14 protein-coding genes are annotated in these 15,889 nt (G+C 75.8%); 8 read left to right on the top strand and 6 right to left on the bottom strand.

What is annotated here, in order from left to right:
• Positions 1-110: 110 nt before the first annotated feature.
• From disA to OF117_RS10020, 3 genes are all read right to left on the bottom strand, one after another.
• The gene (gene disA / locus OF117_RS10030; RefSeq protein ID WP_263552682.1) at positions 111-1,196 is read right to left on the bottom strand and encodes a DNA integrity scanning diadenylate cyclase DisA; all 1,086 of its coding nucleotides are present in this window, start codon (positions 1,194-1,196) and stop codon (positions 111-113) included.
• A 101-nt stretch (positions 1,197-1,297) separates the two neighbouring features.
• Positions 1,298-2,671, bottom strand: a complete 1,374-nt coding sequence (radA, locus tag OF117_RS10025) for a DNA repair protein RadA (protein ID WP_263552681.1) — start codon at positions 2,669-2,671, stop codon at positions 1,298-1,300.
• Between the two features lie 165 nt (positions 2,672-2,836).
• Positions 2,837-3,472, bottom strand: a complete 636-nt coding sequence (locus tag OF117_RS10020; RefSeq protein WP_263552680.1) for a copper chaperone PCu(A)C — start codon at positions 3,470-3,472, stop codon at positions 2,837-2,839.
• Between the two features lie 102 nt (positions 3,473-3,574).
• Between OF117_RS10020 and OF117_RS10015 the strand changes: the two genes are divergently transcribed.
• The 3 genes from OF117_RS10015 to OF117_RS10005 all read left to right on the top strand — a co-directional run bounded on the left by OF117_RS10015 (position 3,575) and on the right by OF117_RS10005 (position 6,771).
• On the top strand, positions 3,575-5,137 hold the full coding sequence (locus tag OF117_RS10015; protein WP_263552679.1) for a cryptochrome/photolyase family protein: 1,563 nt from the start codon (positions 3,575-3,577) through the stop codon (positions 5,135-5,137).
• A gap of 78 nt (positions 5,138-5,215) precedes the next feature.
• Positions 5,216-5,797, top strand: coding sequence for an RNA polymerase sigma factor (locus OF117_RS10010; protein ID WP_263552678.1), 582 nt, complete (start codon positions 5,216-5,218; stop codon positions 5,795-5,797).
• Complete coding sequence (locus tag OF117_RS10005; RefSeq protein ID WP_263552677.1) at positions 5,794-6,771, top strand: hypothetical protein; 978 nt, start codon at positions 5,794-5,796, stop codon at positions 6,769-6,771. The genes OF117_RS10010 and OF117_RS10005 overlap by 4 nt, the downstream gene beginning before the upstream one ends.
• A 58-nt stretch (positions 6,772-6,829) precedes the next feature.
• Here the strand turns inward: OF117_RS10005 and OF117_RS10000 are convergent, their stop codons facing one another.
• Complete coding sequence (locus OF117_RS10000; RefSeq protein ID WP_411969438.1) at positions 6,830-7,684, bottom strand: UbiA family prenyltransferase; 855 nt, start codon at positions 7,682-7,684, stop codon at positions 6,830-6,832.
• 122 nt (positions 7,685-7,806) lie between these two features.
• Here OF117_RS10000 and OF117_RS09995 point away from each other — a divergent pair, with 122 nt between their 5' ends.
• From OF117_RS09995 to ispF, 3 genes are read left to right on the top strand one after another with little or no spacing between them, the layout of a single operon-like run.
• Positions 7,807-8,289 carry a CarD family transcriptional regulator gene (locus OF117_RS09995; protein ID WP_097206868.1) on the top strand — a complete coding sequence of 161 codons (483 nt, stop codon included), beginning with the start codon at positions 7,807-7,809 and terminating at the stop codon, positions 8,287-8,289.
• Positions 8,290-8,330: 41 nt separating this feature from the next.
• The gene (gene ispD / locus OF117_RS09990) at positions 8,331-8,993 is read left to right on the top strand and encodes a 2-C-methyl-D-erythritol 4-phosphate cytidylyltransferase (RefSeq protein ID WP_263552675.1); all 663 of its coding nucleotides are present in this window, start codon (positions 8,331-8,333) and stop codon (positions 8,991-8,993) included.
• Positions 8,990-9,472, top strand: a complete 483-nt coding sequence (gene ispF, locus OF117_RS09985; RefSeq protein WP_263552674.1) for a 2-C-methyl-D-erythritol 2,4-cyclodiphosphate synthase — start codon at positions 8,990-8,992, stop codon at positions 9,470-9,472. Before ispD ends, ispF begins: the two co-directional genes overlap by 4 nt.
• A 24-nt stretch (positions 9,473-9,496) precedes the next feature.
• Here ispF and OF117_RS09980 read toward each other — a convergent pair whose 3' ends face one another.
• The gene (locus tag OF117_RS09980) at positions 9,497-12,511 is read right to left on the bottom strand and encodes an acetoacetate--CoA ligase (RefSeq protein WP_263552673.1); all 3,015 of its coding nucleotides are present in this window, start codon (positions 12,509-12,511) and stop codon (positions 9,497-9,499) included.
• Positions 12,508-13,296, bottom strand: coding sequence for a 4'-phosphopantetheinyl transferase family protein (locus tag OF117_RS09975; protein WP_263552672.1), 789 nt, complete (start codon positions 13,294-13,296; stop codon positions 12,508-12,510). The genes OF117_RS09980 and OF117_RS09975 overlap by 4 nt, the downstream gene beginning before the upstream one ends.
• 208 nt (positions 13,297-13,504) lie before the next feature.
• Between OF117_RS09975 and cysS the strand changes: the two genes are divergently transcribed.
• Together cysS and rlmB are read left to right on the top strand one after the other, a co-directional pair.
• Positions 13,505-14,905: a cysteine--tRNA ligase gene (cysS, locus tag OF117_RS09970; protein ID WP_263552671.1), complete on the top strand. Its 1,401-nt coding sequence runs from the start codon at positions 13,505-13,507 to the stop codon at positions 14,903-14,905.
• Positions 14,905-15,889: 23S rRNA (guanosine(2251)-2'-O)-methyltransferase RlmB (gene rlmB / locus OF117_RS09965; protein WP_263552670.1), on the top strand; the 985-nt coding region annotated here is incomplete at its 3' end. The genes cysS and rlmB, both read left to right, overlap by 1 nt.

The raw sequence follows: 15,889 nt of genomic DNA, 5'->3' as shown, positions 1-15,889 counted from the left end.
CCACCTTCGGTGGCCCACCTTCGGTGTGTGTCGCCTCGGCTTCGCCGAGCGCCTACCTGTTCCGCCCGGGCGAAGCGCGGGATGCTTCGCATGCCGCGCCGCTCGGGCGGTCAGCTGTAGCGGTCGAGGATGGAGGTCTCCGCGAGCCGGGACAGTCCCTCGCGGATCCCGCGGGCACGGGCCTCCCCGACGCCCTCCACGGCCAGGAGGTCCTCGATCGTCGCGGCGAGCAGCTTCTGCAGGCCGCCGAAGTGGTCGACCAGGCGGTCGATGATGCCCGACGGCAGCCGGGGCACCCGGGCGAGCAGCCGGAACCCGCGCGGGCTCACCGGTGAGTCCAGCGCGTCGGGGGAGGTGGGCAGGCCGTAGCAGCGGGCGACGGCGGACAGGTCGAGCAGCTCGGTGGCGGTCAGCGCCCGCAGGTCGGTGAGCACCGCCTCGATCGTGCGCGGGCGACGGCCGCCGTCGGGCAGGTAGTCGCGGACCAGGAGCCCGCGGTCCTCCTCCACGCCGGCCAGCATCTCGTCCAGCTGCAGCGCGAGCAGCCGGCCGTCCGTGCCGAGCTCGACGACGAAGCCCTCGATCTCGTCGGCGATCCGCCGGACCATCTCCAGCCGCTGGCTGACGCTCATCGCGTCGCGGACGGTGACGAGGTCCTCGATCTCCAGCGCGGACAGCGTGCTGGCGACCTCGTCGAGCCGCAGCTTGTAGCGCTCGAGTGCGGCCAGTGCCTGGTTGGCGCGGGCCAGGATGGTCGTCGGGTGCTCGAGGGTGTAGCGGCGTCCGGCCACGTAGACGCTGATGATGTGCATCGACTGGCTCACCGAGATGACCGGGAAGCCGGTCTGCACGGCCACCCGCTCGGCGGTGCGGTGCCGGGTGCCCGACTCCTCGGTCGGCACCGTGGGATCGGGCATCAGGTGCACGCCGGCGCGCACGATGCGGGTGCCGTCGTAGGAGACGATCACCGCGCCGTCCATCTTGGCCAGCTCGCGCAGCCGGGTGGCCGACAGCGCGACGTCCAGCGCGAAACCGCCGGTGCACAGCGACTCGATGACCCGGTCGTAGCCGAGCACGATGAGAGCGCCGGTGCGTCCGGCCAGGATGCGCTCGAGACCGTCGCGGAGTGCCGTGCCGGGAGCGATGCGGCCGAGGAGGTCGCGCAGCGCGGCCTCGGGATCCACAACGGCGGGCACGAGCGCTCCTGACGGTCGAGTGGTACGGCGGCTGAGTCTACGTGGCACGGGCTCTCACCGACCGCCGCCGGTACCCAGGCGACTGTGACGCGGATCGCGGCTCACCCGTCGGGGAGCAGCCCGGCGAGCGCCGCGCCGAGGTCGGGCACCTCCACCAGCCGCATCCCCGGCGGGGCGGCCCCCGCGTCCGGCGGCACGAGGGCGAACCGGTAGCCCTGCCGCGCCGCCTCGGCCAGCCGGCGCCCGGTGCCGCCGACCCGGCGGATCTCCCCGGACAGCCCCACCTCTCCCAGCGCCACCATGCTGCCGGGCAGCGGGCGGTCCTTGGCCGCCGAGGCGATCGCCAGGGCCAGGGCCAGGTCGGCGGCGGGCTCGGCGATGCGCACCCCGCCCACCGACGCGGCGAACACGTCGGCCTCGGCGAGCTGCACCCCGCCCCGCCGCTCGACGACGGCGTTGACCATGGCCACCCGGGCCGGGTCCAGCCCGCTGACCGCGCGCCGTGGCGAGCCGCCCGCGGCCCGTGCCACGAGCGACTGCACCTCGGCCAGCAGCGGCCGGCTGCCCTCCAGGGCGACCGTCACGCAGCTGCCCGGGACGGGGGCGGCCCGCCGGGAGACGAACAGCGCCGACGGGTCGGGGACGCCGACCACGCCGGAGTCACCGATCTCGAAGCAGCCGATCTCGTCGGCGGGGCCGAAGCGGTTCTTGGTGGCCCGGACCAGCCGCAGGGTCGAGTGCCGCTCGCCGTCGAAGGAGACGACTACGTCGACCAGGTGCTCGAGGGTGCGCGGCCCGGCGACCGCGCCGTCCTTGGTGACGTGGCCGACCAGGATGGTCGTCATCCCCCGGCTCTTCGCGACGGCGGTGAGCGCGCCGGCGACCGCCCGCACCTGGGAGGCGCCGCCGTCGGTGCCTTCCACGGCGGGGGAGCGGACGGTCTGCACGCTGTCGAGCACCAGCAGCGTCGGCGCCACCGCCTCGACGTGGGCGAGCACCGCGGACAGCTCGGTCTCGGCGGCCAGGTAGAGCCGCTCGTGCAGCGCACCGATGCGCTCGGCGCGCAGCCGCACCTGGGCGGCGGACTCCTCGCCGGAGACGACCAGGGCCGGGCCGCCCGTCGCGGCCACCCGCTGGGCGACCTCGAGCAGGAGGGTGGACTTGCCGACCCCCGGCTCGCCGGCCACCAGCAGCACCGCCCCCGGGACGAGACCGCCGCCGAGGACGCGGTCGAACTCGGCGATGCCCGTGGGCACGGCCCGGGCGCCGGAGAGCGCCACCTCGGCGATCGGGCGGGCCGGCGCGCTGACCGGGCCGGGAGCGACCGCGCGCAGGGCGGCGGCGGGGGCGCCCACCTCCGCCACCGACCCCCAGGCCTGGCACTCGGGGCACCGGCCGACCCACTTGGCCGAGGCGTAGCCGCACTTGGTGCAGCGGTGCGCGGGGCGGGCGGTCCGGTTCGTCGACGACGGCACGGGGGCGACGCTAACCCGCGGCGGTGACAGTTCCCGGGGCGCCACGGCGGCGGGCGCGGACCGTCGAGGGGGACGGCGTCCGTCGACGGGTGGCCACCGACGGGGGAGTGCTACGCGGAACCCTGCGGTCGGGCGGACCCGAGGCGGGCGGCCCGCGGGCCGCTCCTAGCCGCCGTGCCCGCCGCCCTCGCTGCCACCCTCACCGCCGCCCTCGCCGCCGACCTCGCCGGCGCCCTCGACGAGGCCGGGCTCGCCGAGCTCCTCCTCGCCGCCGTGGAAGTCGAACGGCTCGCCGCGGGACAGGGCGCGCGTGGGGTTCGAGACGACCGCCCGGACGTCGACCGGCCCGGCGTCCTCGAAGGTGAAGGTCAGCGGGATGCCCTGGGCCGGGGTCAGCTCCTCGCCCAGGCCGGTGAGCACGATCTCGGGCCCGTCCTGGCCGCCGACGAAGACCGTGCTGTCACTGGGGATCTCGATGTCGAGCTGCCCTGACGCGTCCTGGCCGTCGACCTGGATCCCCTCGAAGCCCTCGCCGTCGATGCCGATCAGCACGTCGGCGTCCGGCGCGTTGTTGACCACGGCCATGATGAGCGCGGCGTCGTCGCCGGCTTCGTAGCGGCCCCCGTTGGGGTACTCGAGGAGCACCTGGCGCAGGGTGACGTTGTTGACGTCGGCCATCGGGCCGACCTTGTCGCGCTCCTGCGTCTCCGTCTGCGTCACCTGGCCGGCGCTGCAGGCGCCGAGTGCGACCGGGGTCAGGAGCAGGGCACCCATCGTGGCGGCGCGCAGCGCGCGGTTCACAGCGGTCGACCTCCAGGGACGTGCCGGCCACCGCACGATCGGTGGCCCGGGTCGCGCCGAGCCTAACGGGCGGCCCACCATGTCCGCCGGGAGGTGAGGCCGGTGGCCGCTCGCCCGCGCCCGGACGGCGCCGGGACCGATCCCGCCGTGGCCGACTTCCCCGCGCGGGCGCCGGGGACGAGGCGCTGGCTGTTCGCCGACCAGCTGGGCCCGCACTTCCTCGACGCCCCCGACCAACCGGTGCTCCTCGTCGAATCGAAGGCCGTGTTCGCCCGGCGGCGCTTCCACCGGCAGAAGGCGCACCTCGTGCTGTCGGCGCTGCGGCACCGGGCCGCGGAACTGGGCGACCAGGTCGAGTTCCACCAGGTGACCACCTACGCCGAGGCGCTCGATCAGGTGCGCGACCCGCTGTCGGTGTGCGCACCCACCACGTGGAGCAGCCGCGACTACGTGCTGCGCCGCGGCGACGTCCGCGTGCTGGCCGCCCGCGGCTTCGTGACCACCCAGGCGCAGTTCGCCTCGTGGGCCGAGGGACGCGGGCGGCGTCGGCTGCTCATGGAGGACTTCTACCGGGACGCCCGCCGCCGGCACGACGTCCTCATGGACGGCGCCGACCCGGTCGGCGGCCGGTGGAACCTCGACGAGGAGAACCGCGAGCCGCCCCCGGCCGACGGGCGTTCCCCGGTGCCGGAGCCGTGGTGGCCCGAGGAGGACGACATCGACGAGCAGGTGCGCGCCGACCTCGACCGCTGGGAAGCCGACGGCGAGGTCGCCTTCGTCGGGGACGACGGACCGCGCCTGTTCCCGGTCACCCGGCGCGAGGCGCTGCACCGCCTGGACGATTTCCTCGACCACCGGCTACGGGCCTTCGGACCGCACGAGGACGCCATGCTGGCCGGCGAGCGCTGGCTGGCCCACTCGCTGCTCTCGCCGTCGCTCAACCTCGGCCTGCTCGACCCGCTCGACGTCGTCCACCGGGCGGCGCAGGCCTGGCGCGACAGCGTGGCGGACGGCGACCCGCTGCCGCTCAACAGCGTCGAGGGCTTCGTCCGCCAGGTGATGGGCTGGCGCGACTACGTCTGGCACGTGTACTGGTGGCTCGGCCGCGACTTCCGGCACGCCAACTTCCTGCGCGCCCGCGAGCCCGTGCCCGGGTGGCTCGCCGACCTCGACGCCACGCGGGTCGACGCGGCGTGCCTGGCCGACGTGCTGGCCGACCTGCGCCGCGACGGCTGGGTGCACCACATCCCGCGCCTGATGGTGCTCGGCAACTACGCCCTGCAGCGCGGCATCGACCCCGAGGCGATGACCGACTGGTTCCACCGCAGCTTCGTCGACGGCTACGACTGGGTGATGGTCGCCAACGTCGTCGGCATGAGCCAGCACGGTGACGGTGGGCTGCTGGCGACCAAGCCCTACGCCGCCGGCGGCGCATACATCGACCGGATGAGCGACTACTGCGGCGGCTGCCCGTACGACCCGCGGCGGCGCCTGGGCGACGACGCCTGCCCGTTCACCGGCGGTTACTGGGCCTTCCTCGACCGCGTCCGGAGCCGGCTGGCCGGCAACCAGCGGATGCGTCGCGCCCTCGCCGGGCTGGACCGGTTGAGGGACCTCCCGGAGGTCGTGGAGCAGGAGGCCCGGCGGGGGACCGCCCCGATCTGAACCTCACGGGGACCACGTCAGGTCACCGGCCCGGTACGCCGATGAGAGGGGGGACGCCGGTCGACCTGGGGAGGGTGGGTGCGCACGGGGCTGCCGTTCGACGACGTGCTCGCCGCCGCGCAGGCCGGTGCGGCCTGGGCGTTCGAGGTCTTCTACCGCGACCTGTCGCCGGTCGTCACGGGCTATCTCCGCCTGCACGGCGCCGCCGATCCCGACGACCTGGCCAGCGAGACGTTCCTTCAGGTCTTCACCGGCCTGCCCGGCTTCCGCGGGGACGAGGACGGACTGCGGGCGTGGGTCTTCACCATCGCCCACCGGCGCCTGGTCGACGACCGGCGCCGACGCAGCCGCCGTCCGGAGACGGTCGACGACCCCGGGGACCTCGCCGTCCACGCGGGCGGGGACGTCGAGGACGACGCGCTCGCGCGCCTCGGCGCCGAGGAGGTCCGGCGGCTGTGCGCGCACCTGTCGGACGACCAGCGGGCCGTGCTGCTGCTGCGCATCCTCGCCGACCTCACCGTCGAGCAGGTGGCCGAGGTCATGGGGCGGTCGGTCGGCTCGGTGAAGCAGCTGCAGCGGCGCGGTCTGCGGGCGCTGAAAAAGATCCTGGCCGACCCCGTACCCCTGCCGGCCGCTCCTGCGATGACAGGCACGAGATGACCACAGCAGCCGACGACCGCGCCGTCGAGAGGGCCTTCGAGGCCTCCCTCGCGGGGCGGCCCGTCCCCGAGGAGGAGGCCGGACTGGCCGCCTTCGCGGAGGCGGTGCGCGGTGCGGCCTCCCCGCCGGGGCGGCCGAACGCAGCGCTGGCCGAACTGCTGGCCACCGGTCTGCTCATGGACCAGTCGAGCCCGGCCGCCCGCGCGGCCGGACCGCAGGGGAGCCCGGGGGGCTTCCGTGCCCGAACGAGGAGACGTCGCGTGATCCTTCCCGCCCTCATCGCCAAGTTCCTCTCCGCCGGAGCGGTCGCGCAGGCCGCGACCGGCGCCGGCATCGCCGTGGTCGTGGTGGCCGGCGCCGGCGCGGCCGGCGTACTGCCCGACCGGGTGCAGCAGACCTTCTCCGCCGTCGTCGGTGCCGAGGCCGGGACGGAGGGAACGGTGGAGCAGGTCGCCGAGCCCACGGACGTCGCCGACCCGACGGGGGTGGCCGATCCGACCGAGGTCGCCGACCCGACCGAGGTGGCCGACCCGACCGAGGTGTCCGACCCGCCGGGGACCGCCGACCCGAGCGAGGTCGCCGAGCCGACCGAGGTGTCCGACCCGGTCGGGGCGGTCCCGGAGGACGTCGACGAGGAGCCGGCGTCGCTGCCCCAGGGTGCGAACTTCGGCGCCCGGGTCAGCGCGGACGCCCGGGACGGCGGTGTCGACGGGCGGCAGATCAGCGCCGAAGCGCACGCGAAGAAGGAGCAGCGCAAGGCGAAGAAGGCCGCCGCGGCCGAAGAGTCGTCGGCCGCCGAGCAGCCGGCCGACGGGGCGGACGACGACGACACCGGTAGGAGTGCGGAGGCCGGGGCCGACACGGCCGCCGGCGGTGGCGACGACGCGGGCAGCAGCGGCGGCGACGGCAAGGGCGGCGGCGACGGCAAGGGCGGCGGCGACGGCAAGGGCAAGGCAAAGGACGGCGACGACTGACGCCGACGGGCCGCGGATCCCCTCCGACGGGCCGGATGTCCGCTCCGGCGGTCCGGCGTCAGCCGAGGGCCGCGCCGCCGGCGACCAGCAGCCCGACGTCCAGGACGGCCAGCAGCATCACGGCGGGGAAGGCGTACCGGCGCCACCGCGCCGTGCCCGCCAGCGCCGCCACGGCGACGGCCGGGACCGCGACGACCAGTCCGAGCCGGCCGACCGCGTCCGGCGCCCCGTCGGGGCCGAGCACCAGGACCAGCGTGGCCGCGCCCAGCAGCAGCGCGCCGGCGACCGCGGAAGCCGTCGCACCCAGCCGGTGCGGCAGGCCGCGCACCCCGGTCGCCGTGTCGTCCTCCAGGTCGGGTGCGACGTTGGCGAAGTGCGCCGCGGCGCCCAGCGCCGCGCCCGCCACGACCAGCCACCACGGCGCCACCGGGGTGCCGGGCGCCGCCGCGACCACGCCCGCCGGCAGCGCGCCGAACCCGGTCACGTAGGGCAGCGCCGAGGCCGCCGTCCGCTTGAGCCCGAGGTTGTAGGCCCACCCGCAGGCCACGAGCACGAGCAGCAGGAGGCCGGGCAGCGGGCCGAGCGCCAGGGAGAGGACGACGGCCGCGCCGGCCGCGACGAGCGCCGCCCGGCGCAGCGTCGCGGGCCGGACGGCGCCCTGGACGACGGGCTTGCCGGCCCGCGCGACCGCCCGGTCGCGGTCTGCGTCGAGCCAGTCGTTGCTCCAGCCGATGGACGCCTGACCAGCGAGGACGGCGGCGCAGAGGAGGGTCGTGCGGGCGGCCGACAGGTCGGCTGCGACCGCCAGGAGGGTGGCCACGGTGGTCACCGCGACCGTGGGACCGGCGTGCGTGGCCCGCACCAGGGCGGGGAGAGCGCGGCGGCCGGGCACGGGTGCAGGCACACCACCCATGCCGCTGTCAACCCCTCCCGACTACTTCACCACGCCCCTGACCTGCATATTTACGGCTCTCACCGGATCCGCCCGTCAGTCTGCCGTGCTAGTCTTGTGTCAGCGAAAGGGGTCACATACACATGGGCTTCACTGTCGGCGAGACCGTCGTCTACCCGCACCACGGCGCTGCGTTGATCGAAGCGATCGAGAAGCGGGTCATCAAGGGTGAAGAGAAGGCCTACCTCGTGCTCAAGGTCGCCCAGGGTGACCTGACGGTGCGGGTGCCGGCCGACAACGCAGAGATCGTCGGCGTCCGCGATGTCGTCGGTCAGGAGGGCCTCAACCGGGTCTTCGAGGTGCTGCGCGCGCCGCACACCGAGGAGCCGACGAACTGGTCGCGTCGCTACAAGGCCAACCTCGAGAAGCTCGCCTCGGGCGACGTCAACAAGGTCGCCGAGGTCGTGCGCGACCTGTGGCGCCGCGACAAGGACCGCGGCCTGTCAGCGGGCGAGAAGCGGATGCTCTCCAAGGCGCGGCAGATCCTGGTCAGCGAGCTGGCCCTCGCCGAGGGCACCAACGAGGACAAGGCCGAGGTGCTCCTCGACGAGGTCCTCGCCAGCTGACCGCGGCCGCGCCCGCGCACCCAGCAACACCGACCACTCCCGTGCACGCTGTCGGCATCGTCGCAGCGGCCGGGAGTGGTCTGCGTCTGGGGGCGGGTCGGTCCAAGGCGCTGGTCCAGCTCGGCGGACGGGCGCTGGTCTGCTGGGCGGTCGACTCCCTGCGCGACGGCGGCGTGAACGACGTCGTGGTGGCGGTGCCGGTGCGGGAGCAGAGCCTGTTCGCGACGGTGCTGCCGATGGACGTCCGGCTCGTCGCCGGTGGCCGGACGCGGACGGCCTCGGTTCGCGCGGCGCTCGCCGCGGTCCGGGGCCGGGCCGACGTCGTCCTCGTGCACGACGCCGCGCGGCCGCTGACCCCACCGGACGCCGTGGCGCGGGTGCTCGCCGCCTTGGAGGGCGGGGCCCGCGCCGTCGTCCCCGTGGTGCCCGTGGTCGACACCACGGTCGTCGTCGACGATTCCGGCGCCGTGGCCGACACGGTGCCCAGGGAGACGCTGCGCCGCGTGCAGACCCCGCAGGGCTTCGAGCACGCGACGCTCGCCGCGGCCTACGACCGGCTGGGCGACGACGCCGAGCTCACCGACGACGCCGCGGTGGTGCGTGCCGCCGGGGTGCAGGTGGTCACCGTCGCCGGTGACGAGCGGGCCGCCAAGATCACCGTGCCGCACGACCTCGAGCTGGCCGAGCTCCAGGTGCGCCGGTGAGCGCGGGCACGCCGCGGGTCGGCATCGGCACCGACGTCCACCCCATCGAGGCCGGCCGCCCGTGCTGGCTGGCCGGGCTGGACTGGCCCGGAGCCGACGGCTGCGCCGGGCACTCGGACGGCGACGTGGTCGCGCACGCGCTGGTCGACGCGGTGCTGTCGGCCGCCGGCCTGGGTGACATCGGCACCCTGCTCGGCACCGACGACCCGCGCTGGGCCGGGGTCAGCGGCGCCGCAGTGCTCGCCCACGCCCGGGAAGCGCTGGCCGCCGCCGGCTGGGCCGTGGGCAATGCCGCCGTGCAGCTCGTGGCGACCACCCCGCGGCTCGGCCCCCGGCGGGCGGAGGCGCAGGCCGTCCTGAGCGAGGTGCTGGGCGCCCCCGTCGGCCTCACCGCCACCACGACCGACGGGCTGGGCCTCACCGGCCGTGGGGAGGGTCGGGCCGCCGTGGCGACCGCGCTGGTGATCCCCGCCGGCTGACCGCTGCCGGGCGGCGGGCGGCCGTCACCCGGTCGCCCGAGGCCGGGTGCGCACTCCGGCCGGCCGGTCCGCCGACCCGGTCAGCGCCGCCGTCACCTGCGCGGCCAGCGTCGGCGCGTGCTTGCCCGCCATCAGGTCGTCGTGCGCGCCCGGCACGTCGACCACGGTCATCCGGGGCAGCACGGTTCGCCAGGCGAACAGCTGGTTCATGATGACCGGCACCCTCGTCCGGGCCCGGCAGTAGGTCACCGGGCCCTCGTACCGTCCCCACCGGTAGTCGTGGAAGACGTGCACCCCGCCGCGCAGCGCCTTCCGGTCCGAGGAGGGCCCCCGCCGGCGGACCCGGTCGGACAGCGCCTGCCGGACCGTGTAGTCGCGGAAGGCCGGCAGCAGCATCGCGACCGTGCTGGACAACCGGCGCAGCCGCAGCTGCGCCGGGGTCAGGCTGGCCCGGGGCGGACGCACGTCGAGCAGCACCAGGTGGGCGGGCTGCCGGCCGACCGCGGCGAGCTGGCGGGCCATCTCCAGGGCCACGAGACCACCGAAGCTGTACCCGGCCAGGCTCAGCCTCCCGGTCGGCACGAAGCGCTGCAGTTCCGCGACGTGCTCGGCGGCGATCTCGGCCACCGTCTTGGCGCGGCCGTCGTCGTGCATCAGCGAGGCCTCGATGCCGTGGACCGGGACGTCGACGCCCAGGTGCTCGGCCATCGAGCGGTAGGCGTCGGCGTCCCCGTACACGCCGTGCACGACGAACAGCGGCGTCCGTCCCGGGTCCCCGGCGCGCAGCTGCACGAAACGGGACGACGGTCCGGCCGGGCCGCGCAACGCCTCGACCAGGCCGGCGATCGACGGCGCCGCGAGGAAGGTCGCCAGCGGCACCGGACGGCGCAGCTCCAGCCGCAGCCGGCGCAGGATCGTCATGCACTGGCGCGAGGTGCCGCCCAGGTCGAAGAAGTTCGCCGTGGGGGGCAGGGATCGCCGGCCCAACACCTCGCGGAAGGCGACGGAGACGGCGCGGGTGAGCGCGTCCTCGTCCGGCGCCGGCGCCGCGGCGTCCTCGTCCGGCGCCCCCTCGCCCGCGGGATCGGTCGTCGCGGCGCGGACGGCCGCAGCGATGCCCTCGAGAGCCGCCGGGTTGCGCAGGGCGGCGAGGTTGCGCACCGGATCGCCGTTGACCACGTCACGAGCGGCCCGCTCCGAGCGCTTGCCGTTGTGCGTCAGCGGCAGCTCGTCGACGACGGCGATGACCTGGGGCACGTGCGCGGCCGAGCCTTCCGCGCGCAGCCGAGCGCGGATGCGGGTGGCGAGGTCGTCGTCGTACGCGTGCCCGGGCCGCAGCACGGCGAGCAGCAGCAGCCGGGAGCCGTCCGCCGTCCGCTGCTCGACGGCCATCGCGTCGTCGATCTCAGGCATCCCGCGCAGGATGCGGTAGATCTCCGCGGGGCCGATCCGGACGCCGTCCACGTTGAGCACCCCGTCGGCGCGGCCGTGCATCCGCGACCCGCCGTGCCGGTCGATCTCGATGCGGTCGCCGTGCGTCCACACGCCCGCGTGCTCGGCGAAGTACGAGTCGTGGAACCGCCGTCCCGAGGGGTCGCGGAGGAAGCACACCGGGCGCGACGGGAAGGGCCGCCGGCAGACCAGGTCGCCGACCTCGTCGAGGACGGGCACGCCGCCCGCGTCGACCGCGGCCACGTCGAGGCCGAGGCCCAGCGACTGGCAGCGGCCGCGCTCGACCGGCCGCTCGGGGTGGCCGAGCACGAAGCAGCCGACGATGTCGGTGCCGCCGGAGATCGACTGCAGGGGGAGCGGGCCGACCTCGCGCGCCACCCAGTCGAACTGCCAGTCGTGCAGCACCGCGCCGGTGGACAGGATCGCCCGCAGCCGGCCGAGGTCGTGCTTGGCGGCGGGGCGGTAGCCGACGTCCTGGCACAGCTGGAGGTAGGCCGGGCTGGTGCCGAAGACGGTGACGCCGTGGTCGGCCACGAGCTGCCAGAGCGTCGCGGCGCCGGCGACCGGCCCGTCGTAGAGGACGACCTGCGCGCCCACCGCGAGCGCCGAGAGCTGCCAGTTCCACATCATCCAGGCGGTGGTGGTGTGGAAGTACAGGACGTCGTCGGCGCGGAGGTCGCCGTGCAGCCGGTGCTCCTTGACGTGCTCGACGAGCGAGCCGCCGGCACCGTGGACCATCGCCTTCGGCGGCCCCGTGGTGCCGGAGGAGAACATCACCCACAGCGGGTGGTCGAACGGCAGCCGGGGCCAGGACGGCCCGCCGTCCGCCGTGGTCCGGTCGACCAGCCGGCCCAGCCGCTCGGCCGGCACCGGCGGGTCCTCCGGTAGCGGTCCGTCGTCGAGCACGAGCACCTGCCGGACGGTGGGCAGCTCGTCGAGCAGCCGGGCGAGCGCGTCGTCGGGACCGGCGCCCGCACCGCGCATGCCGGTGCGGTCGACGACCAGCAGGACCGGCTCGACCTGCTCCAGCCGGCCGACCAGCGCCGTCGGGCCCATGTCCGGCGTCGCGCTGGCCATGGGCACCCCCAGCGCGGCCAGGGCCAGGGCGGTCACCACCGTGCGCGCCGAGTTCGGTGCGATCACCGCGACCCGGTCACCGACCCCCACCCCGCATCCGTGGATGGCCCCGGCGGTGGCGCTCACCGCGGCGCGCAGCTCGGCGCGGGTGAGCCGCTCGACGTCGCCGGAGCCGTGCACGGAGGTCAGCGCCGGGGCGTCGTCGTCGACCCCCGGGAGGGGGCGCAGCAGGTTCTCCGCGTAGTTGAGCCGGACCCGCGGGAAGAAGGCGGCCCGCTCCATCCCCTCGCCCACGCAGACGGGGGTCGCCGCCCCCTCCCAGGCCAGGCCGGACCAGTCCAGGAAGAGCCGCCAGAAGTCCTGGTAGTGCTCGACCGACCACCCGTGCAGCTCCGCGGGCGAGGTCAGGGAGTGACCGGCCCGCTGCTCGCACAGCTGGCGGAACTCGGCGATCTGCGGCATCCGCCGGGTGGCGGTAGCGCCGTCGGCGGCGGTGCTCGGCCGGGTCATCGCAGCCCCTCCAGCGCCAGATCCTCGATCACCAGTTCGATCCCCGTTCGTTCGGTCCGGACGGCGACGCTGGCCGCGTGCCCGGCGGGCACCGGCACGGCGTCGACCGCCCACTCGTCGATCCGGCCCGCGGCGTCGCGCGGGGTCCGGACGGTGGCCGGGTGCCGGTGGAGACCCAGACCGAGTCCCTTCAGCACCGCTTCCTTCTGGGTCCAGCAGCGGGTGATGGCCTCGACCCGCAGGGCCGGCGGCAGCGTGACCAGCCGGTCCGCCTCGGCGGGGGCGAGCCAGCCCTCGTCGAGGACGCTAGCGAAGTCCTCCTCCCGGTGCGGTTCGACGTCGACGCCCACCGGCGTGTCCTCGGTGATCGCTACCAGGCCCACCCGGCCGCCGGCCGAGCAGCTGATCCCCAGATCGCGCCCCCCGTCCGCGAGCACGGGGCGGCCGGCGACCTCGACGAGCGGCACGTCCGGCGGTGCGACGCCGAGGAGACGGCCGGCGGCCTCGCGCAGCGCCGCCCGCAGCAGCACCCGGCGGCGGCGGACCGCCGTGGTGCCCCGGTGCACCCGCCACCGCTCGCCCTCGGCGAGGTGGCTGCCCGCCAGGTTTTCCACGGCGGCGTCGGCCCGAAGGTCGACGAGCCACAGCCGGACCACCGTGCCGCCCGGCGGTCCGGACGTCCGGGCATGGCGCCGCCCGGCCGGTCCGTCGTCCGGCCGGCCGCCGGGCCGCTCCCCGGCGTCCCGGACGGCGCCCGGCAGGGCGGACGAAGCACGCTCGGCCATCGGCCTCCCCCTGCCGCACGCGTCCGGTCGCGCCGTTGACCACTGCTGATTACGGACGGTATGCGTCTGACAGCTGGTTCGCACGTCGTGGCCGGAGCCGCAACACGTCCGGATGAACGACCGCAACGGGGGGAGGTGACGGCTTCCGCGTGCCGACCTGGACGGGAGCCAGGCGGGGGACCGGCGCACCCTCCGTAGACTCCGGGAAGTGAGCCTCCGCCTCTACGACACCGCGGCGCGCGCGGTGCGCGACTTCGTGCCGCTGCGGCCGGGCACGGCGTCGGTCTACGTCTGCGGGCTCACCGTCCAGGGGCCGCCGCACGTGGGGCACGTCCGCTCGGCGCTGGCGTTCGACGTGCTGCGCCGGTGGCTGGCGCACGGCGGGCTCGAGGTCACCTACGTCCGCAACGTCACCGACATCGACGACAAGATCCTCGCCAAGGCCGAGGCGACCGGCGTGCCGTGGTGGGCGTGGGCGTACGAGAACGAGCTGGCCTGCACCCGCGCCTACGACGTCCTCGGCGTGCTGCCGCCCACCTACGAGCCGCGCGCCACCGGGCACGTGCCCGAGATGGTCACGCTCGTGGACCGGCTGATCGAGCGCGGACACGCCTACGCCGTAGACGGTGACGTCTACTTCGACGTCCGCTCCTTCCCCGAGTACGGGGCGCTCACCGGCCAGAAACTGGAGAACCTCGAGCCGGCCGCCGACACCGACACCGAGCACCGCAAGCGCGACCCCCGCGACTTCGCGCTGTGGAAGGCGCACAAGGCGAGCGAGCCGGAGACGGCGTCCTGGCCCACCCCCTGGGGCCGCGGCCGGCCCGGCTGGCACCTGGAGTGCTCGGCGATGGCCGGCCGGTACCTCGGCGCCGAGTTCGACGTGCACGGCGGCGGGCTGGACCTGCGCTTCCCGCACCACGAGAACGAGCAGGCGCAGTCCCGCGCGGCCGGCGACGGCTTCGCCCGGTACTGGGTGCACAACGGCTGGGTGACCCTCGGCGGGGAGAAGATGAGCAAGTCCCTGGGCAACACCGCGCTGGTCGACGAGGTGGTCCGGCGGGTGCGCCCGGTGGAGCTGCGCTACTACCTGGTCGCGCCGCACTACCGCTCGACCATCGAGTTCACCGATGCCGCGCTTGGCGAAGCCGGGGCCGCCTACCGGCGGCTGGAGTCGTTCGTGCGGCGGGCGGCCGAGCGGGTCGGCCCGGACGCCGGGTCGCCGGTGGCCTGCACGGAGTTCGTGCAGGCGATGGACGACGACCTGTCCACGCCGGCCGCGGTCGCCGCGGTGCACGAGGTGGTGCGCGAGGGCAACACGGCACTGGCGGCCGGCGACGACGCCGCGGCGGCGGGCGCGCTGGGGTCGGTGCGCGCCATGCTCGGGATCCTCGGCCTCGACCCGCTCGACCCGCGGTGGGGCGCCGGGGCCGACGAGCGGCTGGGACAGGTGACCGACGGGCTGGTCGCTCTCGCGCTCGAGCAGCGTCAAGCCGCCCGGGCGCGCAAGGACTTCGCCGCTGCCGACGCCATCCGCGACCAGCTGAAGGCGCTCGGCGTCCAGGTCGAGGACACCCCGGCCGGCCCGCGCTGGGAGCTGACCCGCTGATGGCCGGCAACAGCCGGCGCCGGGGCCGCACGAGCGGCGCCGGCAAGAAGGGCGCGACCACCGGCACCGGTGGCAAGGGCCGCCGGGCGCTGGCCGGGCGCGGCGCCACCCCGCCCGCCGAGCAGCGCACCGGCCACCCGGCGCAGCGACGGGCCCAGGCCCAGGCCCGGCAGCGGGCGGAGCGGACGCGGGCCCGCCAGCGCGCCGAGGAGGCCCCCGAGCTGCTGCTCGGCCGCAATCCGGTGGTGGAAGCGCTGCGGGCGCGCATCCCTGCGACCGCGCTGTACGTCGTCACCGGCGACACCGGGCGCGGTGACGAGCGGATCACCGAGGCCGTGCAGCTGGCCGCCGACCGCGGGCTGGCCCTGCTCGAGGTCGGCAAGGCGGAGTTCGACCGGATGTCCGGCGGCGCGCTGCACCAGGGCATCGGCCTGCAGGTGCCGCCCTACGAGTACGCCCACCCCGACGACCTGCTGGAGGCCGCCCGCGACTCCGGCCGGCCGGCGCTGGTGGTGGCGATGGACGGCGTCACCGACCCGCGCAACCTCGGCGCCGTCGTCCGGTCGGCGGCCGCGTTCGACGCGCACGGCGTCGTCGTCCCGCAGCGCCGGGCGGTCGGCATGACCGCCTCGGCGTGGCGCACCAGCGCCGGGGCCGCGGCCCGGCTGCCGGTGGCCCGCGCGGTCAACCTGCCCCGCGCGCTGGCCGGCTACCAGGGCGCCGGGCTGCAGACCGTCGGCCTGGCCGCCGACGGCGACATGGACCTGCACGAGTACGACGGGTTCGCCGATCCCGTGGCGCTGGTGGTGGGCGCCGAGGGCACGGGCCTGTCGCGGCTGGTGCGCGAGCGCTGCGACGTCGTCGTCCGCATCCCGATCACCCGCGGCACCGAGTCGCTCAACGTCAGCGTCGCGGCCGGCATCGCGCTCTACCAGACTGCGCTCCTCCGGAGCGCACCGCGGCCAGGAGCCGTCCCCCCGTCGC

The sequence above is a fragment of the Geodermatophilus sp. YIM 151500 genome (assembly GCF_025716945.1).
GTDB lineage: Bacteria > Actinomycetota > Actinomycetes > Mycobacteriales > Geodermatophilaceae > YIM-151500.
This window is presented reverse-complemented; position numbering and strand designations above follow the sequence as displayed.